The following is a 24,825-nucleotide window of genomic DNA, read 5'->3' as shown; positions in this document are numbered from 1 at the left end:
AAGGCGGCGCGATGGGGATCTCCAGCAGCCACACCGAAAGCGGCGTCGTCGAAGTGACCATCGACTTCCCCCCGGTCAACGCACTGCCGGCGCGCGGGTGGTTCGAGCTGGCCGAGACGATCACGTCCGCGGGCGAGGACGAGGACGCGCGGGTGGTGGTCCTGCGGGCCGAGAACCGCGGGTTCTGCGCCGGGGTCGACCTCAAGGAGATGCAGCGGACGCCGGGGTACGACGCGCTGGTCGCGGCGAACCGGGGCTGCGCCAAGGCGTTCGGGGCGGTGTACGAGTGCGCGGTGCCGGTCATCGCGGCGGTGCACGGGTTCTGCCTCGGCGGCGGGGTCGGGCTGGTGGGCAACGCGGACGTCGTCATCGCCTCCGACGACGCCTACTTCGGCCTGCCCGAGGTCGACCGGGGTGCGCTCGGTGCGGCGACGCACCTGGCCCGGCTCGTGCCGCAGCACCTCATGCGCGCGCTCTACTACACGGCGTCCACCGTCACCGCCGCCCAGCTGCACCACCACGGCAGCGTGTACCGGGTGGTACCCGGAGACGCACTTGGCGCCGCCGCTCGCGAGCTGGCGCGGGAGATCGCGCGGAAGGACACCGCGGTGATCCGCAGGGCCAAGGAGGCGATCAACGGCATCGACCCGCAACGGGTGCACACGAGCTACCGCTTCGAGCAGGGCTTCACCTTCGAGCTGAACCTCACCGGCGCGTCCGACCGCGCCCGGCAGGCCTTCGTGGACGGGAACCATGCGCGACAAGCGAATGACGGCTGACGAGGTCGTCGGCGAGATCGAGGACGGGATGACCGTCGGCATCGGCGGCTGGGGCTCGCGGCGCAAACCGATGGCCCTGGTCAAGGCGCTCCTCACAACACCGGCCAAGGACCTGACGATCGTCTCCTACGGCGGCCCGGACGTCGGTCTGCTGTGCGCGGCCGGCAAGGTCCGCAAGCTGGTCTACGGGTTCGTCTCGCTCGACACCATCGCCTACGACCCGTGGTTCAAACGGGCGCGCGAGACCGGTGCGATCGCGGTGCTGGAGCTGGACGAGGGCATGTTCCAGGTCGGGCTCAGGGCGGCAGCGCACCGGTTGCCGTTCCTGCCGATCCGCGCCGGGCTGGGGTCGGACGTGCTCAGGTACGCGCCCGAGATCCGCACGGTCCGCTCCCCCTACGACGACGGCGAGGAACTCGTCGCCATGCCCGCCATCAAGCTGGACGTGGCGCTCGTGCACCTCAACCGCGCGGACCGGCACGGCAACGCCCAGTACCTCGGGCCGGACCCGTACTTCGACGACCTGTTCTGCCTGGCCGCCGACCGCCGGTACGTCTCGTGCGAGCGGATCGTCGAGCGGTTCGACGGAGCACCGCAGACCCTGCTGCTCAACCGGATGATGGTCGACGGCGTCGTCGAGGCACCGGGCGGCGCGGGGTTCACGAGCTGCGTGCCCGACTACCCCCGTGACGAGGCCGCGCAACGCGAGTACGCCGCCGCAGCGGCCGATCCACAGCAGTGGCCGGACTTCTACCGGAGGTTTCTGGGATGAGCGACGTCACGCGTGCCGAGGTCTGCGTCGTGGCCTGCGCCGACCTGTTCGCCGGTGCCGGGGAGGTGCTCGCCAGCCCGATGGGCCTCATCCCCTCGCTCGGTGCCCGCCTCGCGCGGCTTACCACCGAACCGGACCTGCTGCTGAGCGACGGTGAGGCGTTCCTGCTCACACCGGAGTCCACTGTGGAGGGATGGCTGCCGTACCGGAAGGTGTTCGACGTCGTCGCGCACGGCCGCCGGCACGTCGTGATGGGCGCGAACCAGGTCGACCGGTTCGGCAACCAGAACATCTCCGCGATCGGCGACCACGCCAGGCCCACGCGGCAGCTGCTCGGGTTCCGCGGCGCACCCGGCAACACGATCAACCACCGCACCAGCTACTGGGTGCCCAAGCACAGCACCCGGGTGTTCGTCGACAAGGTCGACGTGGTCTCCGGCGTGGGCTACGACCGCGCGGTCGGCCCGTTCCACGACGTCCACCGGGTGGTCACGAACCTCGCCGTGCTCGACTTCGCCACCCCGGACCACTCGATGCGGCTGGTCTCCGTGCACCCCGGCGCCTCCGTGGACGAGGTGCGGCAGCAGACGTCGTTCCCGCTCACCGCCGGCGACGTCACCGAGACCCGCCTGCCCACCGGCGAGGAGCTGGAGCTGATCCGCACCCGGCTCGACCCGGACGCCGAGCGGGAGAGGGAGGTCCGGTGAAGACCGCGCTGACCGAGCTCGTCGGCGTGCGCCACCCGGTCGTGCAGACCGGGATGGGCTGGGTCGCCGGACCGCGGCTGGTGTCCGCCACGGCCGAAGCGGGCGGCCTCGGCATCCTCGCCTCGGCGACCATGACGTGCACCGAGCTCGAAGCCGCCATCAAGGAGACCCGCGCCCGCACCGCGCAACCGTTCGGCGTCAACCTCCGCGCCGACGCGCACGACGCGGGCGAACGCGTCGACCTGCTGATCCGCGAACGGGTGAGGGTCGCCTCCTTCGCGCTCGCCCCGAAACCCGACATGATCGCCAAGCTCGCCGACGCCGGCGCGGTCGTCATCCCGTCGGTCGGCGCGGCCCGGCACGCCGAGAAGGTCGCGCGGTGGGGTGCGCACGCCGTGGTCGTGCAGGGCGGGGAGGGCGGCGGGCACACCGGCGGCGTCGCCACGACGTTGCTGCTGCCCAGCGTCCTGGACGCCGTCGACATCCCGGTGGTCGCCGCCGGTGGCTTCTTCGACGGCCGGGGCCTCGCCGCCGCCCTCGCGTACGGCGCGGCGGGCATCGCCATGGGCACCCGGTTCCTGCTCACGCGGGAAAGCACCGTGCCGGACGCCGTCAAGCAGGCCTACCTGCACCGGGACCTGGGCGGCACGGTCGTCACCACCCGCGTCGACGGCCTGCCCCACCGCGTCCTGCGCACCGACCTCGTCGACCACCTCGAACGGTCCGGCCGCGTCAGCAGCCTGGTCAGAGCGCTGACCAACGCGGCCAGGTTCCACTCCCACACCGGCCTGTCCTGGCGCGCGATGCTCCGCGAAGGCCTCGCGCTGAAGCACGGCAGGGACCTCACCTGGTCCCAGGTCGTCATGGCCGCGAACACGCCGATGCTGCTGCGCGCCGGTCTCGTCGAGGGCCGGACCGGTGCGGGCGTGCTCGCGGCCGGTCAGGTCGTCGGGCTGCTCGACGACCTGCCGACCTGCGCCGAGCTGATCTCCGGCATCGTCACCGACGCCGAGGAGATCATCGGCGACCTCACCCGAGTCGTTCGATGATCGTCACGTTCGCCTGACCGCCGCCCTCGCACATCGTCTGCAACCCGAACCGGCCGCCGGTGCGCTCCAGCTCGTGCAGCAACGTCGTGAACAGCTTCGTGCCGGTCGCGCCGATCGGGTGGCCCAGCGCGAGCGCTCCCCCGTTGACGTTGACCTTCGCCAGGTCGACGCCCAGCTCCTTGGCCCATGCCAGCGGCACCGACGCGAACGCCTCGTTGACCTCGAACAGGTCGATGTCCGCAATGGACATGCCGGTCCGTTGCAGCGCGTACCTCGTCGCCCTGATCGGCGCGGTCAACATGTAGATCGGGTCGGACCCGCGCGCCGACAGGTGGTGCACGCGGGCCCGCGGGGTCAACCGGCGTTCGCGCACGGCCCGTTCCGACGCCACCAGCACCGCCGAGGCACCGTCGGAGATCTGGCTCGACAACGCCGCCGTCGTCCGCCCGTCGGGCCGCAGCGGTTTGAGCGCCGCCATCTTCTCCACGCTCGTGTCCGGTCGCGGGCACTCGTCGTGCACCACCCCGTCGACCGGTGCGATCTCCCGGTCGAACCGGCCCTCCTTGATCGCCGTCAACGCCCGCAGGTGGCTCCGCAGCGCGAACTCCTCCATCTCCCGGCGCGACAGGTCCCACCGCACCGCGATCAGGTCGGCCGAGCGGAACTGGTTGACCTCCTCGTCGCCGTAGCGGTGCTCCCAGCCCTGGCAGCCGGCGTGCGGGTTGACCGTCATGGCCGACCCGATCGGCACCTGCGACATGTTCTGCACGCCGCCCGCGACCACGAAGTCGGCCGTCCCGCTCATCACCGCCTGCGCCGCGAAGTGCACGGCCTGCTGGCTGGAACCGCACTGCCGGTCGACCGTCACCCCCGGCACCTGCTCGGGGAACCCGGCCGCGAGCCACGCCGTGCGCGCGATGTCCCCCGCCTGCGGCCCGACCGTGTCGACGCAGCCGAACACCACGTCGTCCACGTCGGTCGGGTCGACGTCGACCCGGTTGAGCAGCGCGGTGATCACGTGCGCGCCGAGATCGGCCGGGTGCACGTGGCTCAGCACGCCGCCGCGCCGTCCCGCCGGGGTCCGCACAGCTTCGATGATGTACGCCTCGGCCACGAGGGCCCTCCTCTACGTCTTCGCCCTCCGGCGCCCTGTTGCAATTCCGTCGAGCAAGATCGCCAGGTACTCCTCGGCGACGGTCTCCGCGGACAGCTCGCCGTCGGGCCGGTACCAGCGCACGGCCACCCACACGGTGTCGCGGATGAAGCGGTAGGCCAGGTCCACGTCGAGGTCGGCGCGGAACACCCCGGCCCGGATGCCGTCCTCCAGCAGCACGGTCCACAGCTTGCGGAACTCGACGCTGCGGTCGTCCACGTACGAGAACCGCTCCAGGCCGGCCAGGTGCTTCGACTCGTTCTGGTAGATCGCGACCTCGGCGTGCCGGGTGTCGATCGCCTCGAACGACGCCACGACCAGCGCCTTCAGCGTCTGCTTCGGCCCGAGTCCCGCGTCGACGACCTCGCGGTAGCGGGTGAACAGCTCGTCGAGGAACGACCGCAGGATCTCGTCCACCATCGACTCCTTCGAGTCGAAGTGGTGGTAGAGACTGCCGGACAGGATGCCCGCCGCGTCCGCGATGTCGCGCACCGTCGTCTGCCCGTACCCGCGTTCGGCGAACATCCTCGCCGCCAACGCGAGCAGCTCCTGGCGCCGCCCACTCATCGTTCGTTCCTCTCTCACGGGTGCTGACTGCTCACCGAGACGACCTCGCCCGTCAGGTAGGCCGAGTAGTCGCTCGCGAGGAACACGATCACATTCGCGACCTCCCACGGCTCGGCGGCGCGCCCGAACGCCTCCCTGGACGCGAGCTCCGTCAGCAACTCCTCACTGGTGACCTTGCTCAGGAACGGGTGCGCGGCCAAGCTCGGAGCGACCGCGTTCACCCGGATGCCGTGCTCGGCGACGTCCATCGCGGCGCACCGCGTCAACGCCATCACACCCGCTTTCGCTGCGGCGTAATGGGCTTGACCCCTCTGCGCCCGCCAGCCGATCACACTCGCGTTGTTGACGACGACACCGCTTCGTTGGGCGACCATTCGGCGCAACGCCGCCCTCGTGCAGCGGAAGGTGCCGTTCAGCGTCACGTCCAGCACGCGCGACCACTCGTCGTCGGTCATGTCCACGACCGACCTCTCGCCGCCGAGGCCGGCGTTGTTGACCATGACGTCGATCCGGCCGAACCGCTCGACGGTCTGGTCGACCAGCGCCCGCACCTGGTCCTCGTTCGTGACGTCGCACGGGACCGCGTGGTGGGCGCCGAGCGACTCGTGGGTTTCCCTGAGCCGGCGCTCGTGCCAGTCGCTGATCACGACGGTCGCGCCCTCTTCCAGGCACCGGCGCGCGGTGGCCGAGCCGATGCCCGTGCCCGCCGCCGCGGTGACCACGACGACCTTGCCCACGAGCAGGTCGTGGCCCTTCACCGGGGCAGTCCCAGCACGCGGTGGGCGATGACCTCGCGCTGGACCTCGTCGGAGCCGCCGTAGATCGTCTCCGCGCGGCTGAACAGGAACAGCGCCTGGTGCGGGTTGCCGTCGAGCATCGAGGCCGGGCCGAGGACGTCCATGGCGAGCTCTCCGAGCCTCCTGTGCCAGCCGGACCAGAACAGCTTCAGCACCGACGCCTCGGGGCCGGGCTCGTCGCCGAGGGTCCGCAGCGTGTGCGAGCGCATGACGTGCAGGTCGACCCACGCCCTGGTGAGCCGGTCCTGCAGCACCGGCTCACCGGGTGCCTGCGCGATCAGCTCGTCCAGCTCGCGCCGGAACGCGACCTGGTGGCCGAGCATGGCGACACCGCGTTCGAACCCGAGGGTCGCCATCGCGATCTTCCAGCCCTCACCGGGTTCACCGACGACGTTCTCCCCGGCGGTCACGGCGCCGTTGAAGAACACCTCGTTGAACTCCGAGGTGCCGGTGAGCTGGCGGATCGGGCGGACCTCTACGCCGGGCTGGTCCATCGGCACGAGCAGGTACGACAGGCCGTGGTGGCGTCGCGAGCCCGGTTCGGTCCGCGCGAGCACGAAGCACCAGTCGGCGACGTGCGCGAGCGAGGTCCAGACCTTCTGGCCGGTGACCACCCACCGGCCGTTCACGAGCTCGGCCCGCGTGCTGACCGACGCGAGGTCGGAGCCGGCGCCGGGTTCGGAGTAGCCCTGGCACCACAGCTCCTCCACCGCGCGGATCTTCGGCAGGAACCGCCGCTGCTGCTCCGGTGTGCCGAACGCGCACAGCGTCGGACCCAGCAGGCCCTCGCCGACGACGTTCACCCGCGCCGGCGCGTTCGCCCTCGCGTACTCCTCGTGGAACACGACCTGTTCGTCGATCGTGCGCTCGCCGGGCCAGCTGAGCGCCGTCCACCCGTGGGCCGCCAGGTGCCGGTCCCACCTCAACCGCTGCTCGAACGCCTCGTGCTCACGACCCGGCCCGCCCAGGCCGCGCAGTTCGGCGAACTCGCCGACGAGGTTGGCGGACAACCATTCCCGCACCTCGCGCCGGAAGTGCTCCATGCGCCATACTCTAACCTACCAAGCACTTGCTTTGGAGGCGCGATGGCGATCGATCCAAGCAGGCACACGGTTTCAGCGGTGCTCGACCGGGCGGCGGCACTGCACGGTGAAGCGGAAGCGTTGGTGGACGGGGAAGTCCGGCTCACCTTCACCGAGCTTCGTTCGGCGGTTGACGTCGCAGCGCGCTCGCTCGCGGGGATGGGTGTGCGGCCGGGCGACCGGGTGGCGTTGTGCGCGCCGAACAGCCACCGCTGGGTCGTGGCGGCGCTGGGGGCGTTGTGCGCGGGCGCGGCGCTGGTGCCGATCAACACCCGGTTCACCGCTGCCGAGACGCTGGACGTGCTGGTGCGCGGCAAGGTGCGCGCGTTCGTCGTCGAGGGGTCGTTCCTGGGGCGGGACCGGCTGGCCGAGTTGACGGGGTCGCCGCTGCCGGAGGTGGTGGTGCGGCTGCCGTTCGAGTGGCCGGGCGCTGCGGTGGAGCTGCCTGCGATCGAGCCCGACCAGGTCTGCGACATCATGTTCACCTCGGGCACGACCGGGCGCAGCAAGGGCGCGATGAGCGCGCACCGGCAGTCGCTCGGGGTGGCGCAGGCGTGGGCGGACTGCGGGGCGTTGTCGGCGGGTGACCGGTACCTGGTCGTCAACCCCTTCTTCCACACCTTCGGGTACAAGGCCGGAATCCTCGCCTGCCTGCTGACGGGTGCGACGATCGTGCCGCAGCCGGTGTTCGACGTCGTCGAGACGATGCGGCTGGTCGAACGGGAGCGGATCACCGTGCTGCCGGGGGCTCCGACGATCTTCCAGTCGGTGCTCGACCACCCCGAGCGGTCGTCGTTCGACCTGTCGTCGCTGCGGCTCGCCGTGACCGGGGCCGCGGTGGTACCCGTGGTGCTGGTCGAACGGATGCGGGAGCTGTTCGAGACCGTGCTGACGGCCTACGGGCTGACCGAGGCCGTGGTGGCGACGATGTGCCGGCCGGACGACTCGCCGCAGACCGTGGCGACCACGTGCGGGGCGCCGGTGGCCGGGTTCGAACTGCGGCTGGGCGAGCGGGACGAGGTGCTGCTGCGCGGGCCGAACGTGATGCTCGGGTACCTGGACGACGAGGAGGCGACGGCGCTGGCGGTCGACGCCGGCGGCTGGCTGCACACCGGCGACGTGGGGCGCGTCGACTCGCGCGGGTACCTGTCGATCACGGACCGGCTGAAGGACATGTACATCTGCGGCGGGTTCAACGTCTACCCGGCCGAGGTCGAGCAGGCGCTGGCCCGGTTGCCGGGGGTGGCCGAGTCGGCGGTCGTGGGCATGCCCGACGGGCGGCTCGGCGAGGTCGGGAAGGCGTTCGTGGTGACCGCACCCGGCCGGTCGCTCACCGAGCCGGCGGTGGTCGAGCACTGCCGGTCGCTGCTCGCGAACTACAAGGTGCCGCGTGCGGTCGAGTTCGTGCCCGCACTCCCCCGCAACGCCGGCGGCAAGGTCCTGAAGAGCCTACTGCGCAAGGAGAACGCGTGACTGTCTCGTACGAGCGGCGGGGCGCGGTCGCCGTCGTGACCATGAACCGGCCGGAGTACCGCAACGCGCAGAACTCGGCGATGACCTACGCGTTGGACGAGGCCTTCACGCGCGCGGTGGACGACGCCGAGGTCAAGGTCATCGTGCTGGCCGGTGCCGGTGACCACTTCTCCGCGGGCCACGACATCGGCTCGCCCGGCCGGGACGTGGACCGGTCGTTCGAGCGACGCGCGGTGATGTGGTGGGACCACGTCGGCCGTCCCGGCGGTGACCTCAGGTACGCGCGGGAGATGGAGGTCTACCTGGGCATGTGCCGGCGGTGGCGGGAGATCCCGAAGCCGATGATCGCGATGGTGCAGGGGGCGTGCGTCGCGGGCGGGCTGATGCTGGCGTGGGTGTGCGACCTGGTCGTGGCGGCCGAGGACGCGTTCTTCGCCGACCCGGTGGTGCGGATGGGGATTCCCGGCGTCGAGTACTTCGCGCACCCGTGGGTGCTGGGGCCGCGGGCGGCCAAGGAGGTGCTGTTCACGGGTGACCGCTTCTCCGCCGCACGCGCCTACGAGTGGGGCATGGTGTCACGGGTCGTGCCGCGCGCGGAGCTGGAAGAAGCGGCTTTCGCGTTGGCCGGGCGGATCTCGGCGATGCCGCAGTTCGGCCTGGCGCTCGCGAAACGGGCGGTGAACCAGTCGGAGGACCTGATGGGGATGCGCGCCGGCATGGACTCGGTGTTCGGGCTGCACCACTTCGCGCACGCCCACAACGCCGAGGTCGGCGCGGACGCCCTGGCGGGGATGGACGCGCGGTCGATGAAGGAGGCGTCGAGCTGATGGACCTCGACCTGGACCACGCGACGACCGAGTTCCGCGACGAGGTGCGGTCGTGGTTGCGCTCGCACGTCCGGCCGTTGTCCTCCATGGACACCGCGGCCGGGTTCGAGGAGCACCGGGCGTGGGAACGGGAGCTGGCCGCCGAGCGGTTGTCGGTGGTGTCGTGGCCGGCGGAGTTCGGCGGCCGGGACGCGTCACTGCTGCAGTGGCTGGTGTTCGAGGAGGAGTACCACGCCGCGGGCGCGCCGGGCCGGGTGTCGCAGAACGGGATCTTCCTGCTGGCGCCGACGCTGTTCGCGTTCGGCACCGACGAGCAGCGCGAGCGGCTGCTGCCCGCGATGGCCCGCGCGGACGAGGTGTGGGCGCAGGCGTGGTCGGAACCGGAGTCCGGCAGCGACCTGGCGTCGTTGCGCAGCACGGCGGTGCGTTGTGACGGCGGCTGGTCGGTGCGCGGGCAGAAGACGTGGAGCTCGCGGGCGGCGTTCGCGGACCGGGCGTTCGGCCTGTTCCGCACCGGTCCCGAGGGCCGTCATCGCGGGCTGACGTACCTGATGTTCTCGTTGCGCGCGCCCGGGGTCACCGTGCGGCCGATCCGGCAGCTCGGCGGTGAGCCGGGGTTCGCGGAGGTCTTCCTGGACGACGTGTTCGTGCCCGACGAGGACGTGATCGGCGAGCCCGGCGACGGGTGGCGGGTCGCGATGAGCACGGCGAGCAGCGAACGCGGGCTGACGTTGCGCAGTCCGGGGCGGTTCGTCGCGGCGGCGGCGCGGTTGGTCCAGCTGTACCGGGAACGGCCGGACCCGGCGGTGCGCGACCGGGTGGTGGACGCGTGGATCGGGGCGCAGGCGTACCGGCTGCACACGTTCGGCGCGGTGGAGGCCCCGCCGTCGGGGCCGCAGGTGAGCGTGACGAAGGTGTTCTGGTCGGAGTTGGACGTCGCGATCCACGAGACGGCGCTGGACCTGCTCGGCGAGGTGGCGCCGGACTGGCGGGACGGGTGGGTGTTCTCGTTGTCGGGCCCGATCTACGCGGGCACCAACGAGGTCCAGCGCAACGTGGTCGCCGAGCGGATCTTGGGGCTGCCGCGATGAGGTTCGCGCTCTCGGCCGAGCAGGCCGACTTCGGGGCGGTGCTGCACGGGTTCCTGGCGCAGGGGCGGCGGGACCTCGCGGCGGTGGGGGTCGGGGACGTCTCGGACCCGGTGGACCTGGTGGTGGTGTTCGAGGAGCTGGGCCACCACGCGGTGGACGGGCCGGTGGTGGAGACGTACGCGGTGGGACCGGCGCTCGGGATCGGTGGTTCGGTGGCGTTCCCGCCGCACGTGCCGCACGCCGTCGAGGCGGACCGGTACCACCTGGTCGAGGGCACCACCCTGCGCGAGGCCACGCCCGTGACCACCCATGCGTCCGTCGACCCGGCGCGGACGCTCGTCGAGGTGACGGGCGGCCCGGTGGTCGCCACCGACGTCCCCGCCGCTCGTGCGTTCGACCTCGGCGTCCTGGCGTGCTCGGCCCAGCTGCTGGGCCTGGGCCGTGCGATGCTCGAGCTCACGACCGCGCACGCCAAGACCCGCGTCCAGTTCGGCAGGCCGATCGGGTCGTTCCAGGCGGTCAAGCACCACCTCGCGGACGTCCTCATCGGACTGGAGCTGGCCCGGCCGCTGGTGTTCGGCGCGGCGGTCACGATGGCCCCGCGGGACGTGTCGGCCGCCAAGGTCGCCACCTCCGAGGCGGCCTGGCGGGCGGCACGGACCGCGTTGCAGGTGCACGGCGCGATCGGCTACACCGCCGAGTACGAGCTGAGCCGGTTCCTGATGCGGACCCGGGCCCTGCGCACCGCGTGGGGCAGCCTGTCGTTCCACCGGAACCGCGTGCTGGAGGCGTTGTGACACCGGAACAGGTCGCGTTGCGGGACTCCGTGCGCGCGTTGCTGGCCAAGCACTCCGATGTGCGGTCGGCGATCGAGGAACCGGCCGGGTACGACACGGCGTTGTGGGCGAAGCTGTGCGGGGAGGTCGGCGTCGCGGGGCTCGCCGTGCCCGAGGACTACGGCGGGGCCGGGGCGGGGCTCGCCGAGACGCACGTGGTGCTGGCGGAGCTCGGGCGCACGCTGACCCCGGCGCCGCTGCTGTCCTCGACGCTGGCGAGCCAGGCACTGCTGGCCACCGGCAACGCCAAGGCGTGCGCCCGGTTGCTGCCGCGCATCGCCGGCGGGGCGGTCGCGGCGCTCGTGTGGCCGTGGGAAGCGGAGATCCGCGACCTGACCGGGACGGCGAACCACGTCGTGGACGGTGACCTCGCCGAGGTGCTGCTGGTCGTCAACGGCACTTCGCTCTACGAGGTCGATCCCTGCCAGCCGCGCGTGACCCGGCGGCACACCCCGGCGATGGACCCGACCCGGCGGCTCGCGGCCGTCCACCTCGCCGATGCCGAAGGCGCGCGGCTCGGGCCGTGGGACCCGCGTGTGCAGGACGTCGCGTACGCGGCGTTGGCCGCGGAGCAGGTCGGTGCGGCGCAACGGGCGCTGGAGCTCACCGTCGAGCACACCAGGACCCGCGTCCAGTTCGGCAAGCCGATCGGCTCGTTCCAGGCGCTCAAGCACCGGATGGCCGACCTGCACGTCCTCGTCGAGACCGCCCGGTCGGCGGCGGAGGCGGCGTCCGACGAGGTCTCGGCCGCGGTCGCGAAGGTCTACTGCTCGGAGGCGTTCCAGAAGGTCGCCGCCGAGATGATCCAGCTGCACGGCGGTATCGCGATCACCTGGGAGCACGACGCGCACCTGTACTTCAAGCGGGCGCACGGCAGCGCTCAGCTGTTCGGCAGCCCGCAGCAGCACCTCACGCGCCTGGGCCGGCTTCGCGCAGCATCCGCTGGAACGCGGGGCACTCCGCGTGGCTGGGAGCGGGGCAGGCGGCGGCGTGGCGGAGCCGGTCGCGCATCACCGTCATCCGGGTGATCATCGCGTCCAGCTCGTCGGCCTTGCCCGACAGCATCGCCCGGTCGAGGTTCGACACGTCGCGGGCCAGCATCCGGGCGATCTCGTCGAGCGAGAACCCGACGTTGCGGCACACGGCGATCAGCGCGAGCTGCCCGAGCACCGACGCCGGGAACACGCGGGTCAGGCCGCGACGGCCGGTCGAGGCGATCAGGCCGCGCTCCTCGTAGTAGCGCAGGGTGGAGGCGGGCACGCCGGAGCGGCGCACCACCTCGCCGATGGCGATCTCGTCCACGACACTTGACCTCAAGTCGGCTTGAAGTAGGACGGTAGGAGCATGGCAGAGGTCAACGCCGAGCAGGCGGCGCTGTGGAACACGTCGGGGCAGGGCTGGGCGCGGGTGCAGGACACCGTGGGCCAACTCATGCGGCCGTTCGAGGAACTGCTGGTCGAGAAGGCGGCGGAGCGGCCGCGCAGGAGGGTGCTCGACGTCGGGTGCGGCACCGGCGGGGTGACGCGGGCGATCGCCGCGGCCACCGGTGCGGAGTGCGTCGGGGTCGACATCGCCGAGTCGATGGTCGCGGCGGCGCGGGAGCACGGGCAGGCGGAGTTCCTGCTGGCCGACGCGCAGACGCACGTGTTCGAGCAGCGGTTCGACCTGGTCGTGTCGCGGTTCGGCGTGATGTTCTTCGCCGACCCCGGCGCGGCGTTCACGAACCTGCGCACGGCCGTCGAGCCGGGTGGTGAGCTGTGCTTCATCACGTGGCGGGCGCAGGAGGAGAACCCGTTCATGCTCACCGGCGACCGCGTGGCGAGGGAGATCCTGCCCGGCATGCCCGCGCGTGACCTGGACGGGCCGGGGCCGTTCTCGCTCGCCGATCCGGCGCGGGTCCGCGAGGTCCTCGACGGCTGGGCGGACGTCGAGGTCACGCCGATCGACCGCACCACCCGGCTGCCCGAGGAGGTGCTGCTGCCGTACCTGACGAACATGGGCCCGGTCAGCCGCGCCCTGCGGGAGGCACCCGAGCAGGACCGCGACCGGGTTCTCGACCGGGTGCGCGGCGCGTTCGACGAGTTCGTGCACGACGGCGAGGTCAGCTTCCCGACGGCGACCTGGCGGGTCACGGCGTCAGCTCCACTCTGACTGGCGCTGCCAGGTCAGGAGGGTGTCGAGCACCTCGCCGGACCGGCCGCGCGGGTCGAGGTCGGCCTGCGCGGCGTACCGGCCGCGGTAGAACAGCAGCGGTCGTGCGTCGCGTTGCGGTCCGAGCTCGACGACCTCGCCGATCACGACGTAGTGGTCACCGGCCTCGTGCACGGTCGTGACCCGGCAGTCGACCCACGTGAGCGCCCCGCCGAGCACCGGAGCACCGGTGCCCGACGGGGACCACGGGACGCCGGCGAACTTGTCCGCCCCTGCCCGGCCGAACACCGCCGACAGCTCCCGCTGGTCCTCGGCGAGCACGTTCACGCAGAACGCCCCGGCCGGGGACATCGCCGCCCAGCTGCCCGACGTGCGCTGCGGGCAGAACAGCACGAGCGGCGGGTCCAGTGACAACGCCGCGAACGACTGGCAGGCGAACCCCACCGGGCCGGTCGCGGACATGCCCGTCACCACGGTCACGCCGGTGCAGAAGTGCCCCAGGACCGACCGGAAGTGCGCTATCCCCGGTGCCCCACGCTGAAGTCGTGACCCCACAGGCTCACCGCCGTGCTCTCTCGCGCGATCCAGTCCTCATCGGACACCTGCCGTCCCTCGCAGCCGAACTCGACGTCGAACCCGCCGGGTGTCTTCAGGTAGAACGACAGCATCAGGTCGTTGACGTGCCGGCCGAGCGTCGCCGACATCGGCACCTTGCGCCGCAACGCCCGGTCCAGCGTCAGGCCCACGTCGTCGGTGTTCTCCACCTCGATCATCAGGTGCACGATCCCGGACGGGGTGGGCATCGGCAGGAACGCGAGGCTGTGGTGGCGCGGGTTGCAGCCGAAGAACCGCAGCCACGCCGGTGGCCCGTCGGCGGGCCTGCCGACGAACTGCGGGGGCAGCCGCATCGAGTCGCGCAGCCGGAACCCGAGCACGTCGCGGTAGAAGTGCAGCGCGGCCTCGTCGTCCGAGGTGGACAGCACGACGTGACCGAGGCCCTGGTCCTCGGTGACGAACCGGTGCCCGTACGGGGACACCACCCGCCGGTGCTCCAGGGCGGCGCCGTGGAACACCTCCAGCGTGTTGCCGGACGGGTCCTCGAACTTGACCATCCCGGTGACCCGGCGTTCGGCGAGCTCCTCGGCCGTGCCCTCGACGACCGCGACGCCCGCGGACGCCAGGCGTTTCGCGACCTCGTCCAGCTCGGCCTCGGTCGCGACCTCCCAGCCGGAGGCGAGCAACCGGTCGGCCGCACCGGGCACGATCACCAGCCGGGCCGGGAAGTCGTCCATCCGGAAGTACAGCGCGCCCTCGGTCGAGCCCTTGCCCTCCACGAGCCCGAGCACCTTCAGCCCGAACTCGCGCCACCGGCCGATGTCGGTGGCCTCGATCCGCAGGTAGCCCAGCGATCGGATGCCCATCACGTCTCCAGGAGGAAGTCTGCCGCGAGCCGGTTGAACTCGTCGAACTTCTCCAGCTGCGCCCAGTGCCCGCAGCCGCCGAACACGTGCAGCTGTGCGCGTGGGATCAGCTTCAACGCGACAAGGGCGCCGTCGAGCGGGTTGACCCGGTCCTCGCGGCCCCACACGAGCAGCACCCGTTGGCGCAGCCTGTGGGCCTCGCGCCAGAGCATGCCCTGCTCGAAGTCCGGTCCGGAGAACGACTTCCCCATCGCGACCATGGCTTTCAGCGACTCCGGCCGGGACGCGGCGGCGAACCGTTCGTCGATCAGCTCGTCGGTGATCAGCGACTGGTCGAACACCATGATCCGCAGGAACTCCTCGATCCGCTCCCGCGTCGGGTCCTTGGCGAACGCGCTGAGCTTGCGCACGCCCTCGGTCGGGTCGGGTGCGAAGACGTTGAGCGACAGGCCACCCGGTCCCATCAGGACCAGCCGTCCGGCGCGTTGCGGGTGGTCCAGTGCGAACCGCACGGCCGTGCCGCCGCCGAGTGAGTTGCCGAGGAGGTGTGCCTTCTCCACCCCGAGGTCGTCGAGCAGCCCGCGCAGCGCCTCGGCGGCGTGGGTGAAGTACTGGCCGTGCTCGGTCGGCTTCTCCGACTCGCCGAACCCCGGCTGGTCCACCGCCAGCACCCGGAACGACTTGGCGAGCACCGGGATGGTGCGGCCGAAGTTGCTCAGCGCCGACGCACCCGGCCCGCCGCCGTGCAGCAGCACCAGCGTCTCGGCGTGGTCGGCGCCGGCCTCGTGGTAGTGCAACCGAACCATGTCTCTCCTCTGCAGCTTCCCGTTGCGGTCAGAACAGGCCGTCGCGGACTGGGATGCCGAGCTCGTTCTTGCCGAACATCACCAGCGAGCGCTCCGGGTCGTTGGCCGCGTGCACCCGTGCGGCGTGGGCGTCACGCCAGAACCGGGGCAACGGCAGGTTCGCGTTGATCGCCTTGCCGCCCGCGCTCTCGAAGAGCCGGTCGATCGCGGAGAGGGCCCGCGCGCTGCCCAGCACCTGGTCCCTGCGCGCCCGCAGGCGCAGCTCGACCGGAATCCTCGTGCCGGCGACGGCGTGCTCCCACTCGTCGTCGACGTCCTTCTCGAGCTGCCACCACGCGGTGTCGATGTCGTTGGCCGCCGTGGCGATCCGGACCTGCGCGAACGGGTCGTCGACGGCCTTCTCGCCCAGGTAGGCGGCACGGACGCGCTCGCGCGTGGCGTTGACGTGCAGCTCGTACGCGCCGGCCGCCATGCCGATCATCGGCGCGGTGATCGCGTACGGGTGGATCGTCCCGTACGGCATGCGGAACAACGGTCCGGGGTTGACCTCCTGGCCGGGGCACTGGCACCGCGCGGTGTGCGCCATGCTCAGCGTGCGGTGCTCGGGCACGAACACGTCGGACACCACGATGTCGTTGCTGCCCGTGCCGCGCAGGCCGACCGTGTCCCACACGTCGTTGATCGTGTAGTCGGCGATCGGCAGCAGGAACGTGCGGAAGTCGACGGGCTTTCCCTCGTCGTTCATCACCAGTCCGCCGAGCAGCACCCACGTGGCGTGGTCGCAGCCCGAGGAGAAGCTCCACCTGCCGCTGAACCGGAACCCGCCCTCCACGGCGGTCGCCCTGCCGGTCGGTGCGTAGGAGGAGGAGATGCGGGTGTCCTGGTCCTCGCCGAACACCTCGTCCTGCGCCTTCACGTCGAACAGCCCGACGTGCCAAGGGTGCACGCCCAGCACGGACGAGACCCAGCCCGTGGACCCGCAGGCGCTCGCGATCATCTTGACCGCGGTGTAGAACGCGACCGGGTGCGTCTCGAACCCGCCGCAGCGCACGGGTTGCAGCATCCGGAAGAACCCGGTCTCCTGCAACGCCTTCACCGACTCCGGCGGCACCCTGCGCAGCTGTTCGGCCTCCGCCGCGCGCTCGCGCAGCGCGGGCAGCAGCTCCCGCACCTTGCCGAGGATCTCCTCGCTCATCGGACCTCCTCCCTGCTCAGCTCCAGTGCGATGTCGATCAGCTGGTCCTCCTGGCCACCCACGAGCTTGCGCCGACCGGCGCGCACGAGCAGCTCCGCGCCGGACACGCCGTAGCGCTGCGCCTGGGTGTAGGCGTGCTTGAGGAAGCTGGAGTAGACGCCCGCGTAGCCCATCATCAGCGCCATCCGGTCGAGCAGGCACTCCTCGGGCATCACCGGCCGCACGACGTCCTCGGCCGCGTCGACGATCTTGAAGAAGTCGACGCCGGTGGTGAACCCGAGCTTGTCGCAGACGCCGACGAACGCCTCCAGCGGCGTGTTGCCCGCTCCCGCGCCGAACCCGCGCACGCTGCCGTCGATCTGCTTCGCGCCCGCCCGTGCCGCGGCGACCGAGTTCGCGACGCTCAGCCCGAGGTTCTCGTGCCCGTGGAACCCGACCTGCGCGTCGTCCCCCAGCTCCGCCACCAGCGCGGCCACCCGGTCGGACACCTGTTCCAGCACCAGCGCGCCGGCCGAGTCCACCACGTAGACGCACTGGCACCCGGCGTCGGCCATGATCCTCGCTTGACGTGCCAACGCCTCCGGTGGCCGCGAGTGCGCCATCATCAGGAACCCGACGGTCTCCAGCCCGCGTTCGCGGGCGAGCTGGAAGTGCTGCACGGAGACGTCGGCCTCGGTGCAGTGGGTGGCGATCCGCACGATCGACGCGCCGTTGTCCTGCGACACCAGGATGTCGTCCTTGACGCCGACGCCCGGCAGCATCAGCACGGCGATCCTGGCCTGCCGGGCCGTGGCCACCGCGGTCTTGATCAGCTCCTGCTCCGGTGTGCGGCTGAAGCCGTAGGTGAACGACGACCCGCCCAGCCCGTCGCCGTGGGTGACCTCGATGACCGGCACCCCGGCGTCGTCGAGCGCGCCGACGATCGAGCGCACGTCGTCGACGGTGAACCGGTGGCGCTTGTGGTGCGAGCCGTCACGCAGAGACGTGTCGGTCAGCCGCAACTGCATCGGCGATCTCCTCCCCCACCTTGGTCGCGGCGGCCGTCATGACGTCGAGGTTCCCGGCGTAGGGCGGCAGGAAGTCGCCCGCTCCCGCGACCTCGACGAAGATCGCGACGCGGCCGGGGTCGTACTGCGGCTCGCGCAGCAGCCGGAACCCCGGGACGTACGCGCGGAGGTCGGTCTCCATCCGGGTGATCGAGTCGGTGATCGGGTCCGGATCGGCGTCCTCGGGGATCGCGCAGAAGACGGTGTCGCGCATGATCATCGGCGGGTCGGCCGGGTTGAGCACGATGATCGCCTTGCCGCGGCCGGCGCCGCCGATCGTCTCGATGCCGCGGCTGGTGGTGCGGGTGAACTCGTCGATGTTCGCGCGTGTGCCCGGTCCGGCCGACACCGACGCGACGCTGGCGACGATCTCCGCGTACTCGACCGGCACGACCCGCGACACGGCGTGCACCACCGGGATCGTGGCCTGGCCGCCGCAGGTGATCAGGTTGACGTTCGGTGCGCCGAGGTGTTCGCGCAGGTTGACCGGCGGCACCACGTGCGGGCCGACCGCGGCGGGGGTCAGGTCGACGGCCCGGATGCCGGCCTCGGCGTAGCGCGGGGCGTTGGCCCGGTGCACCGCGGCCGAGGTCGCCTCGAACACGACGTCGGGCAGCTCGTCCTGGCGCAGCAACCAGTCCACGCCCTCGGCCGTGGCCTCCAGACCCGCCTCGCGCGCTCGCCGCAGGCCCTCGCTGGACGGGTCGACGCCCACCATCCAGCGGGGTTCCAGCGCCGGTGAGCGCAGGAGCTTGTAGAGCAGGTCGGTGCCGATGTTGCCGGACCCGACGATGGCCGCCTTCACCCGTTCACCTCACTCGAACTTCAGGTCGGCAGAACCGAGTCCGGCGAACTCGGCGCGGAACTCGTCTCCCGGTTTCGCGTCGAACGCCCGCGTGCACGAGCCGGGCAGCACGATGTCGCCGGCCAGCAGCCGCACGCCGAACGTGGCCACTTTCTGCGCGAGCCACGCCACCGCGATCGCCGGATCACCCAGCACCGCGTCACCACGGCCTTGGGCAACCGGCTCCCCGTTGCGCGCCAGGGTCGCCTCGACGCCGCGGATGTCCACATCGGACGGCCGCACGCGTTCGCCGCCCAGGACGAACGCCGCGGAGGAGGCGTTGTCGGCGATGGTGTCGGGGAGCGTGATCCGCCAGTCGGCGATGCGGCTGTCGATCAGCTCGATCGCGGGTGCCACGAACTCGGTGGCGGCGAGCACGTCCGCGACCGTGCAGCCCTCGCCGGGCAGGTCGTGGCCGAGCAGGAACGCGATCTCCACCTCGACCCGCGGGTACAGGTACGCCGAGGCGTCCGCGGTGCCGTGCAGCTGCATGTCGTCGAGCAGGTGCCCGTAGTCGGGTTCGTCCACGCCCATCATCTGCTGCATCGCCGGCGACGACAGGCCGACCTTGTGGCCGATGACGTCGCGGTTGCGGTGCCGCACGTTGAGCAGCTGGATCTCGTAGGCGTCGACCACGTCGATGTCCGGGTACAGCTCCACCAGCGGTGTGATCGGCACGCGCTCGCGTTCGGCGGTGCGCAGCAGCTGCGCGGCCGCCGCCCTCTTCTCCATCGTCAGCACCGGTCCTCCTTCGCCACGTGGTGGCCGGCGCGCCGGCCGGAGAAGACGCAGTCGGCGAGCGCGAGGCCGCTGACGTACGACTCCGAGCACACCCCGACCGCGGATCGGCCCGCCGCGTACAGGCCGCGCACCCCCCGCACCGCACCGGTCTGCTCGTCGACGACCAAGCCGCCGAGGGTGAGCATCGGGCAGGGGTAACCGAAGCCGCGCCGGAAGGAGTCGAACCGCACCGAGACGTCGATCAGCGAGTACGGTGGCCGCCCGAACGGTTCGACCTGCGGTGCCCTGATGCCCGCCTTCTCGGCGGCGGCCTCGATCGTCGGCGCGGTGACGAGGCCGCGGAAGAGCAGGTAGCGGGCCTGGAAGCGCTGGAAGCGCGCGGTCTGCGTGCCGACCTGGGCCTTGGCGACGCTCAGCGTGTCATCGTCGACGAGCAGCCACGCCTTGCCGCCGCGCCGGATGATCTCGTCGCCGATCGCCGCGCCGTAGCGGGTGGCGTCGCCGAACGGCTGACCGTCGATGTCGACGAGGATGCCGCGTTGCAACGCGCTGGGCGGCGTGACGAACCGCCACACCGAGATCTTGTCCAGCCGGTCGGTCGTGCCACCGGCGGCGGTGCCGAGGCGGATGCCGCTGCCGTCGTCACCGGGGGTGCCCAGGGCGAGACCGCCGCGGTGGGCCGGTGCGTGGTCGCGCAGCATCGCCCGGTTCGCGATGAACCCGCCGGCGGCGATGACGACACCGCGCCGGGCGTGCACCGTCAGCTCACGGCCGAACCGGCGTTCCACGGCCGCCGCGACCCGGTGCAGTGCGCGCCCGAGCGGTGGGAGGTAGAGCCACGGCTTGGCCGCGGCCCTCGACAACGCCCGGTGCAGCGCTCGGGGCAGGCCGGTCAGCGTCCGGCACCGCACGCCGGTCACCCGGTCGGCCACGACGAGCTCCACGGCCCGCGTCTGGGTCATCACCCGCACCCCCGCGCGCCGGGTGGCCTCGGCGAGCCGGGCGAAGAAGACGCTCCCGGACGTGCCCTTCGCCCTGGTCCGGTGCCCGCGCGGCACCGGGTCGGGCCAGGCGGTCTCGCTACCGGAGAAGTAGAGGTGGTAGTCGTCGGTCGGGTAGGAGGTCTTGAACGGGCACAGCCGCGCGCCGAACGGCACGCCCTGGTCCTCCAGCCAGGCCAGCATCTTCGCGCTGTTCCGGCAGAACCGGCGCAGTGTCTCGTCCGACACCGCGTCGCGGACCTCGTGCCTGAGGTAGGCGTGCATCGACTCGGGCGTGTCGGCGACCCCGGCCTCGACCTGCTGGCGCGTGCCACCACCGGCGTAGACGACCCCGCCGGACAACGCCGTCGCGCCACCGCCGGCGAACCGGTCCAGCACCACCACGGACGCACCGGAGGCCGCGGCTTCGAGCGCGGCGCACGCACCGGCGGCGCCGAAGCCGGCGACGACCACGTCAGCGGTGACCTCCACGCAACCCTCCCGGAACACGTTCTTGGTGATCCGAACCGCCTGGAACTCCTACACCATAGCGCCAAACCACTCCAGAACTATAACCTGTTCTAGTCTCGACTCCGGAGGTGCGGATGTACGACGTGATCGTCGTCGGCAGCGGCGCGGCGGGCATGACCACCGCCCTGTGCACGGCCCACCGGGGACTGCGCACCCTGGTCGTCGAGAAGGCGGCGCGCTTCGGCGGCTCGACCGCCCGGTCCGGCGGCGGCATCTGGGTGCCGAACAACCCCGTACTCGCCGAGGCCGGTGTGCGGGACACGCCCGAGGACGCCTCCGCCTACCTCGCGCACATCGCCGGTGACGTGCCGGCCGAGCTGCGGGAGGCGTTCCTCGACGCCGGTCCCGCGATGCTCGGGTTCGTGTGCGCGCACACGCCGTTGCGGTTCCGCTGGGTGCGCGGCTATCCCGACTACTACCCGGAGGCACCCGGCGGCCGTCCGCGCGGGCGGTCGGTCGAGCCGGTGCCGATGAGGGCGGACGTCCTCGGCGCCGAGCTGGAGCACCTCGAACCGCCGTACGTGCCGACCCCGGCCGGAATCGTGATCACCCAGGTCGACTACCGGTGGCTCACCCTGGCCGCCCGCCACCCGCGCGGGGTGCTCACCGCGGCCAAACTGGTCGCGCAGCGGTTCACACCGGGCCGGAGGCTCGCGATGGGCCAGGCGCTGGCCGCCGGGCTGCGTGCGGGCCTGACGGCGTTGGACGTCGAGGTCAGGCTCAACACCGCGCTGACCGACCTGCACTTCGAGAACGGCCGGGTCGCCGGCATCCGGGTGGGCGACGAGCTGATTCAGGCTCCGCATGTCGTACTCGCCTCCGGTGGGTTCGAGCACAACGAGCAGCTGCGCAAGCAGCACCAGGACATCGGTACCGAGTGGACGGTCGGCGCGCGGGCCAACACCGGTGACGGCATCGAGGCCGGGCTGCGCGCGGGCGCGGCCGTGGATCTGATGGACGACGCCTGGTGGGGGCCGGCGGTCCCGTTGCCGCGCGGGCCGTTCTTCCTGCTCGCCGAACGCGCGCTGCCGGGGTGTGTGCTGGTCGACGGATCCGGCCGGCGCTTCGTCAACGAGGCGGCGCCCTACATCGACGTGGTCAAGGCGATGACCGGGACGACCTGGCTGGTGTTCGACCAGACCTACCGCAACCGCTACCCGTTCGCGGGCTTCCCGCCCCGCCGGCCGTTGCCCCGGCGGTGGGACGAGGTCGTGCTCAATGCCCCCAGCCTCGAAGAGCTGGGTGCGAAAGCGGGACTCCCCGGCCTCGCCGACACGGTCACGCGGTTCAACACCTTCAACGGCACCGACCCCGACTTCGGCTGCGGTGACAGCGCCTACGACCGCTACTACGGCGACCCGCGCGTCCACCCGAACCCGTGCCTCGCGCCGCTGCTCACGCCGCCGTTCCACGCGGCCAGGATCGTCCCCGGCGACCTGGGCACCAAGGGCGGGCTGCGCACCGACGCGCACGCGCGGGTGCTGCGCGAGGACGGTTCGGTGATCGACGGCCTGTACGCGGCGGGCAACGCGAGCGCGTCGGTCATGGGCCACACCTACGCGGGCGCGGGCGCCACCCTCGGACCGGCGATGACCTTCGGGTACCTGGCCGGACTCGACATCTCCAGCCAAGACCACCGTGGAGGCATGTGATGACGCAGGACTCCGTGCGTTCGATCGACACCGGCGCGCCTCCCGCGCGGTTCGCGCGCGGCTGGCACTGCCTGGGCCTGGCCGACACCTTCCGCGACGGGCAGCCGCACGCCGTCGAGGCGTTCGGCACGAAGCTCGTGGTGTTCCAGGGCGAGGACGGCACGCTCAACGTGCTCGACGGGTACTGCCGGCACATGGGCGGTGACCTCACCCGGGGCACGGTGAAGGGCAGCACCATCGCGTGCCCGTTCCACGACTGGCGCTGGGCGGGCAACGGCCGGTGCGTCGAGATCCCCTACGCCAAGCGGGTTCCGCTGCGGGCCCGCACCCGGTCGTGGACCACGCTGGAGGAGAACAGGCAGCTGTTCGTGTGGAACGACCCGCAGGGCAACCCGCCGCCCGAGCACGTGACGATCCCGCGGATCGAGCAGGCGTTCAGCGGTGAGTGGAGCAACTGGACGTGGGACTCGGTCGTGATCGAGAACGCGAACTGCCGCGAGATCATCGACAACGTCGTCGACATGGCCCACTTCTTCTACATCCACTTCGCGTTCCCCACGTACTTCAAGAACGTGATGGAGGGCCACATCGCCTCGCAGTACCTGACCACGCGCGGGCGGCCGGACGTGGCGATGGCGTCGAACTACACCGGTGACGTCGAGGTGCGCTCGGAGGCGTCGTACTACGGGCCGTCGTACATGATCGACTACCTGTGGAACGACTACAAGGGCATCGAGATCGAGACGGTGCTGATCAACTGCCACTACCCCATCACGCCGAACTCGTTCCGGCTGCAGTGGGGCGCGATCGTGAAGAAGCTGCCGGGTGTGTCGGACGAGCACGCGGACAAGATCGCCCGCAAGTTCGCGCGCGGCATCGGCGCGGGGTTCCTGCAGGACGTGGAGATCTGGCAGAACAAGACGCGGATCGACAACCCGCTGCTGTGCGAGGAGGACGGCCCGGTCTACCAGCTGCGGCGCTGGTACGAGCAGTTCTACGTGGACGTCGAGGACGTCACCGACGACATGGTGCGGCGGTTCGAGTTCGAGGTCGACACGAGCAGGGCGGTCGAGGTGTGGGAGAGGGAGGTCGCCGAGAACCTCGCCCGCCGGCAGCCGACGAGCTCATGAGCGAGCGCGACGAGTTCCTGTCCGGCGGCATGGCACCGGTGACGTGCGACTGCGGGAACCGGGTGCTGGTGAAGAAGAACAGCCCCCGGCACACCAGCGTGCAGTGGCTCGCCGACACCAGCGCGTGCCCGGAGCTGGGGCCGCGGGCGCCGTTGGTGCGCACGTGCCTGCGGTTGCGCGACGGCATCGAGAAGGCCGTGCGCGACGGGACGGTGGAGGTCGCCGATGGCTGAGGTGCACCGGTTGCGCGTCGAGTCGGTCATCGAGGAGACGCACGACGCGCGGTCGTTCGTGCTGTCGGGGGCGTCTTTCGAGCCCAGGCCGGGGCAGTTCCTGACCGTGCGGGCGGGTGAGGTGGCGCGGTGCTACTCGCTGTCGAGCGCACCCGGTGAACCGTTGAAGATCACGGTCAAGCGCACGCCGGACGGGTGCGGGTCGGTGTGGATGTGCTCCGAGCTGCGCACCGGGATGGAGCTGGACGTGCTGGCGCCGGCCGGGGTGTTCACGCCGCGGTCGCTGGACTCCTCGGTGCTGGCGTTCGCGGCGGGCAGCGGGATCACGCCGGTGATGTCGATCATCCGGGCGGTGCTGTCCGGCGGGACCGGGTCGGTGTTCCTGTTCTACGCCAACCGGGACGCGGAGTCGGTGATCTTCGCCCGCGAGCTCGACCGGTTGTCGCGGGAGTTCCCGGAGCGGTTGACGGCGGTGCACTGGCTGGAGTCGGTGCAGGGGCTGCCGCACGGGCTGCGGGCCTTTGTGCGTCCGTGCGACGAGGCGTTCGTGTGCGGGCCGGCACCGTTCATGGAGGCGGCCCGCACGGCGTTGCACGACGTTCCGGTGGTGCACGTCGAGAAGTTCGTGTCGTTGTCGGGTGATCCGTTCGCCGAGGCCGTGCCGGTGGTGGACGACCGGCCGGACGCGCAGGTCGAGGTGTCGCTGGACGGGGAGACCCACCGCTTCGCCTGGCCGGCCCGGATGAAGCTGCTGGACCTGTTGCTGGAGAAGGGGTTGGACGCGCCGTTCTCGTGCCGGGAGGGTGCGTGCGGCGCGTGCGCGTGCCGGTTGGTCTCCGGTGAGGTCAAGATGCTCGGCAACGACGTGCTCGACTCCGGCGACATCGCCGACGGGATCGTCCTGGCGTGCCAGTCGGTTCCGGTCACCGACGCGGTGACGATCACCTACGAGTGAAGGGCGT

At 71.5% G+C, this 24,825-nt stretch carries 26 protein-coding genes and 1 pseudogene; 14 read left to right on the top strand and 13 right to left on the bottom strand.

The features are described 5' to 3' along the window. Window positions 1–11 precede the first annotated feature (11 nt). From ACZ7CH_RS11195 to ACZ7CH_RS11180, 4 genes are read left to right on the top strand one after another with little or no spacing between them, the layout of a single operon-like run. Complete coding sequence (locus tag ACZ7CH_RS11195; protein ID WP_470373741.1) at window positions 12–779, top strand: enoyl-CoA hydratase family protein; 768 nt, start codon at window positions 12–14, stop codon at window positions 777–779. Continuing rightward, window positions 754–1,551, top strand: a complete 798-nt coding sequence (locus ACZ7CH_RS11190; RefSeq protein ID WP_470373740.1) for a CoA transferase subunit A — start codon at window positions 754–756, stop codon at window positions 1,549–1,551. Before ACZ7CH_RS11195 ends, ACZ7CH_RS11190 begins: the two co-directional genes overlap by 26 nt. Then, entirely contained in the window at window positions 1,548–2,258 is a 711-nt protein-coding gene (locus ACZ7CH_RS11185; protein ID WP_470373739.1) for a CoA-transferase subunit beta, read from the top strand. The genes ACZ7CH_RS11190 and ACZ7CH_RS11185 overlap by 4 nt, the downstream gene beginning before the upstream one ends. Then, window positions 2,255–3,307: an NAD(P)H-dependent flavin oxidoreductase gene (locus tag ACZ7CH_RS11180; protein ID WP_470373738.1), complete on the top strand. Its 1,053-nt coding sequence runs from the start codon at window positions 2,255–2,257 to the stop codon at window positions 3,305–3,307. The genes ACZ7CH_RS11185 and ACZ7CH_RS11180 overlap by 4 nt, the downstream gene beginning before the upstream one ends. Here ACZ7CH_RS11180 and ACZ7CH_RS11175 read toward each other — a convergent pair. From ACZ7CH_RS11175 to ACZ7CH_RS11160, 4 genes are read right to left on the bottom strand one after another with little or no spacing between them, the layout of a single operon-like run. Continuing rightward, the gene (locus tag ACZ7CH_RS11175) at window positions 3,288–4,421 is read right to left on the bottom strand and encodes an acetyl-CoA C-acetyltransferase (protein WP_470373737.1); all 1,134 of its coding nucleotides are present in this window, start codon (window positions 4,419–4,421) and stop codon (window positions 3,288–3,290) included. The genes ACZ7CH_RS11180 and ACZ7CH_RS11175 overlap by 20 nt on opposite strands. 12 nt (window positions 4,422–4,433) lie before the next feature. Beyond that, entirely contained in the window at window positions 4,434–5,027 is a 594-nt protein-coding gene (locus ACZ7CH_RS11170) for a TetR/AcrR family transcriptional regulator (RefSeq protein ID WP_360389064.1), read from the bottom strand. A 14-nt stretch (window positions 5,028–5,041) separates the two neighbouring features. Then, complete coding sequence (locus tag ACZ7CH_RS11165) at window positions 5,042–5,785, bottom strand: SDR family oxidoreductase (protein WP_360389067.1); 744 nt, start codon at window positions 5,783–5,785, stop codon at window positions 5,042–5,044. Then, on the bottom strand, window positions 5,782–6,867 hold the full coding sequence (locus ACZ7CH_RS11160; RefSeq protein ID WP_470373736.1) for an acyl-CoA dehydrogenase family protein: 1,086 nt from the start codon (window positions 6,865–6,867) through the stop codon (window positions 5,782–5,784). Before ACZ7CH_RS11160 ends, ACZ7CH_RS11165 begins: the two co-directional genes overlap by 4 nt. A 42-nt stretch (window positions 6,868–6,909) precedes the next feature. On the opposite strand from ACZ7CH_RS11160, the gene ACZ7CH_RS11155 reads away from it, so the two are divergent. The 5 genes from ACZ7CH_RS11155 to ACZ7CH_RS11135 are packed head-to-tail and all read left to right on the top strand — an operon-like array spanning window position 6,910 to window position 12,161. Beyond that, on the top strand, window positions 6,910–8,379 hold the full coding sequence (locus tag ACZ7CH_RS11155) for a FadD3 family acyl-CoA ligase (RefSeq protein ID WP_470373735.1): 1,470 nt from the start codon (window positions 6,910–6,912) through the stop codon (window positions 8,377–8,379). Beyond that, on the top strand, window positions 8,376–9,206 hold the full coding sequence (locus tag ACZ7CH_RS11150; RefSeq protein ID WP_470373734.1) for an enoyl-CoA hydratase: 831 nt from the start codon (window positions 8,376–8,378) through the stop codon (window positions 9,204–9,206). The genes ACZ7CH_RS11155 and ACZ7CH_RS11150 overlap by 4 nt, the downstream gene beginning before the upstream one ends. After that, window positions 9,206–10,297 (top strand): acyl-CoA dehydrogenase family protein, encoded by a 1,092-nt coding sequence (locus ACZ7CH_RS11145; RefSeq protein ID WP_470373733.1) that lies wholly within the window; start codon window positions 9,206–9,208, stop codon window positions 10,295–10,297. Before ACZ7CH_RS11150 ends, ACZ7CH_RS11145 begins: the two co-directional genes overlap by 1 nt. After that, window positions 10,294–11,094 (top strand): acyl-CoA dehydrogenase family protein, encoded by an 801-nt coding sequence (locus ACZ7CH_RS11140; protein WP_470373732.1) that lies wholly within the window; start codon window positions 10,294–10,296, stop codon window positions 11,092–11,094. Before ACZ7CH_RS11145 ends, ACZ7CH_RS11140 begins: the two co-directional genes overlap by 4 nt. Continuing rightward, entirely contained in the window at window positions 11,091–12,161 is a 1,071-nt protein-coding gene (locus tag ACZ7CH_RS11135) for an acyl-CoA dehydrogenase family protein (protein WP_470373731.1), read from the top strand. Before ACZ7CH_RS11140 ends, ACZ7CH_RS11135 begins: the two co-directional genes overlap by 4 nt. On the opposite strand, the gene ACZ7CH_RS11130 is transcribed toward ACZ7CH_RS11135, so the two are convergent. Continuing rightward, complete coding sequence (locus ACZ7CH_RS11130) at window positions 12,043–12,435, bottom strand: helix-turn-helix domain-containing protein (RefSeq protein ID WP_360389086.1); 393 nt, start codon at window positions 12,433–12,435, stop codon at window positions 12,043–12,045. The two genes, ACZ7CH_RS11135 and ACZ7CH_RS11130, sit on opposite strands and share 119 nt — an antisense overlap. Before the next feature lie 42 nt (window positions 12,436–12,477). On the opposite strand from ACZ7CH_RS11130, the gene ACZ7CH_RS11125 reads away from it, so the two are divergent. Continuing rightward, the gene (locus ACZ7CH_RS11125; RefSeq protein WP_470373730.1) at window positions 12,478–13,284 is read left to right on the top strand and encodes a class I SAM-dependent methyltransferase; all 807 of its coding nucleotides are present in this window, start codon (window positions 12,478–12,480) and stop codon (window positions 13,282–13,284) included. Here the strand turns inward: ACZ7CH_RS11125 and hsaB are convergent. The 8 genes and pseudogenes from hsaB to ACZ7CH_RS11085 form a co-directional block, all read right to left on the bottom strand. Then, window positions 13,270–13,839 (bottom strand): 3-hydroxy-9,10-secoandrosta-1,3,5(10)-triene-9,17-dione monooxygenase reductase subunit, encoded by a 570-nt coding sequence (gene hsaB, locus ACZ7CH_RS11120; protein ID WP_470373729.1) that lies wholly within the window; start codon window positions 13,837–13,839, stop codon window positions 13,270–13,272. The genes ACZ7CH_RS11125 and hsaB overlap by 15 nt on opposite strands. Continuing rightward, the gene (hsaC, locus tag ACZ7CH_RS11115; protein WP_470373728.1) at window positions 13,803–14,705 is read right to left on the bottom strand and encodes an iron-dependent extradiol dioxygenase HsaC; all 903 of its coding nucleotides are present in this window, start codon (window positions 14,703–14,705) and stop codon (window positions 13,803–13,805) included. The genes hsaB and hsaC overlap by 37 nt, the downstream gene beginning before the upstream one ends. Continuing rightward, window positions 14,705–15,538, bottom strand: a pseudogene (hsaD, locus tag ACZ7CH_RS11110) (4,5:9,10-diseco-3-hydroxy-5,9,17-trioxoandrosta-1(10),2-diene-4-oate hydrolase); the annotation flags it as partial. The gene hsaC and the pseudogene hsaD, both read right to left, overlap by 1 nt. Before the next feature lies 1 nt (window position 15,539). Continuing rightward, window positions 15,540–16,706: a 3-hydroxy-9,10-secoandrosta-1,3,5(10)-triene-9,17-dione monooxygenase oxygenase subunit gene (gene hsaA, locus ACZ7CH_RS11105; RefSeq protein ID WP_360389099.1), complete on the bottom strand. Its 1,167-nt coding sequence runs from the start codon at window positions 16,704–16,706 to the stop codon at window positions 15,540–15,542. Beyond that, the gene (gene dmpG, locus ACZ7CH_RS11100; RefSeq protein ID WP_470373727.1) at window positions 16,703–17,713 is read right to left on the bottom strand and encodes a 4-hydroxy-2-oxovalerate aldolase; all 1,011 of its coding nucleotides are present in this window, start codon (window positions 17,711–17,713) and stop codon (window positions 16,703–16,705) included. Before dmpG ends, hsaA begins: the two co-directional genes overlap by 4 nt. After that, window positions 17,679–18,557 carry an acetaldehyde dehydrogenase (acetylating) gene (locus tag ACZ7CH_RS11095; protein ID WP_470373726.1) on the bottom strand — a complete coding sequence of 293 codons (879 nt, stop codon included), beginning with the start codon at window positions 18,555–18,557 and terminating at the stop codon, window positions 17,679–17,681. The genes dmpG and ACZ7CH_RS11095 overlap by 35 nt, the downstream gene beginning before the upstream one ends. Window positions 18,558–18,566: 9 nt before the next feature. Then, complete coding sequence (locus ACZ7CH_RS11090; protein ID WP_470373838.1) at window positions 18,567–19,328, bottom strand: 2-keto-4-pentenoate hydratase; 762 nt, start codon at window positions 19,326–19,328, stop codon at window positions 18,567–18,569. 2 nt (window positions 19,329–19,330) lie between these two features. Then, window positions 19,331–20,809, bottom strand: a complete 1,479-nt coding sequence (locus ACZ7CH_RS11085; RefSeq protein WP_470373725.1) for an FAD-binding protein — start codon at window positions 20,807–20,809, stop codon at window positions 19,331–19,333. Window positions 20,810–20,922: 113 nt separating this feature from the next. On the opposite strand from ACZ7CH_RS11085, the gene ACZ7CH_RS11080 reads away from it, so the two are divergent. The 4 genes from ACZ7CH_RS11080 to ACZ7CH_RS11065 are packed head-to-tail and all read left to right on the top strand — an operon-like array spanning window position 20,923 to window position 24,818. Further along, entirely contained in the window at window positions 20,923–22,500 is a 1,578-nt protein-coding gene (locus tag ACZ7CH_RS11080; RefSeq protein ID WP_458431892.1) for an FAD-dependent oxidoreductase, read from the top strand. Beyond that, window positions 22,500–23,630, top strand: coding sequence for a Rieske 2Fe-2S domain-containing protein (locus ACZ7CH_RS11075; RefSeq protein WP_458431891.1), 1,131 nt, complete (start codon window positions 22,500–22,502; stop codon window positions 23,628–23,630). The genes ACZ7CH_RS11080 and ACZ7CH_RS11075 overlap by 1 nt, the downstream gene beginning before the upstream one ends. Beyond that, window positions 23,627–23,863 carry a hypothetical protein gene (locus ACZ7CH_RS11070; protein ID WP_360389115.1) on the top strand — a complete coding sequence of 79 codons (237 nt, stop codon included), beginning with the start codon at window positions 23,627–23,629 and terminating at the stop codon, window positions 23,861–23,863. Before ACZ7CH_RS11075 ends, ACZ7CH_RS11070 begins: the two co-directional genes overlap by 4 nt. Continuing rightward, window positions 23,856–24,818 carry a 2Fe-2S iron-sulfur cluster-binding protein gene (locus ACZ7CH_RS11065; protein WP_470373724.1) on the top strand — a complete coding sequence of 321 codons (963 nt, stop codon included), beginning with the start codon at window positions 23,856–23,858 and terminating at the stop codon, window positions 24,816–24,818. The genes ACZ7CH_RS11070 and ACZ7CH_RS11065 overlap by 8 nt, the downstream gene beginning before the upstream one ends. Window positions 24,819–24,825 lie beyond the last annotated feature (7 nt).

This window comes from Lentzea sp. NPDC037011 (genome assembly GCF_055607425.1).
Note: the sequence above shows the minus strand (reverse complement) of the source record. Positions and strands in the feature narration are given on the sequence as shown.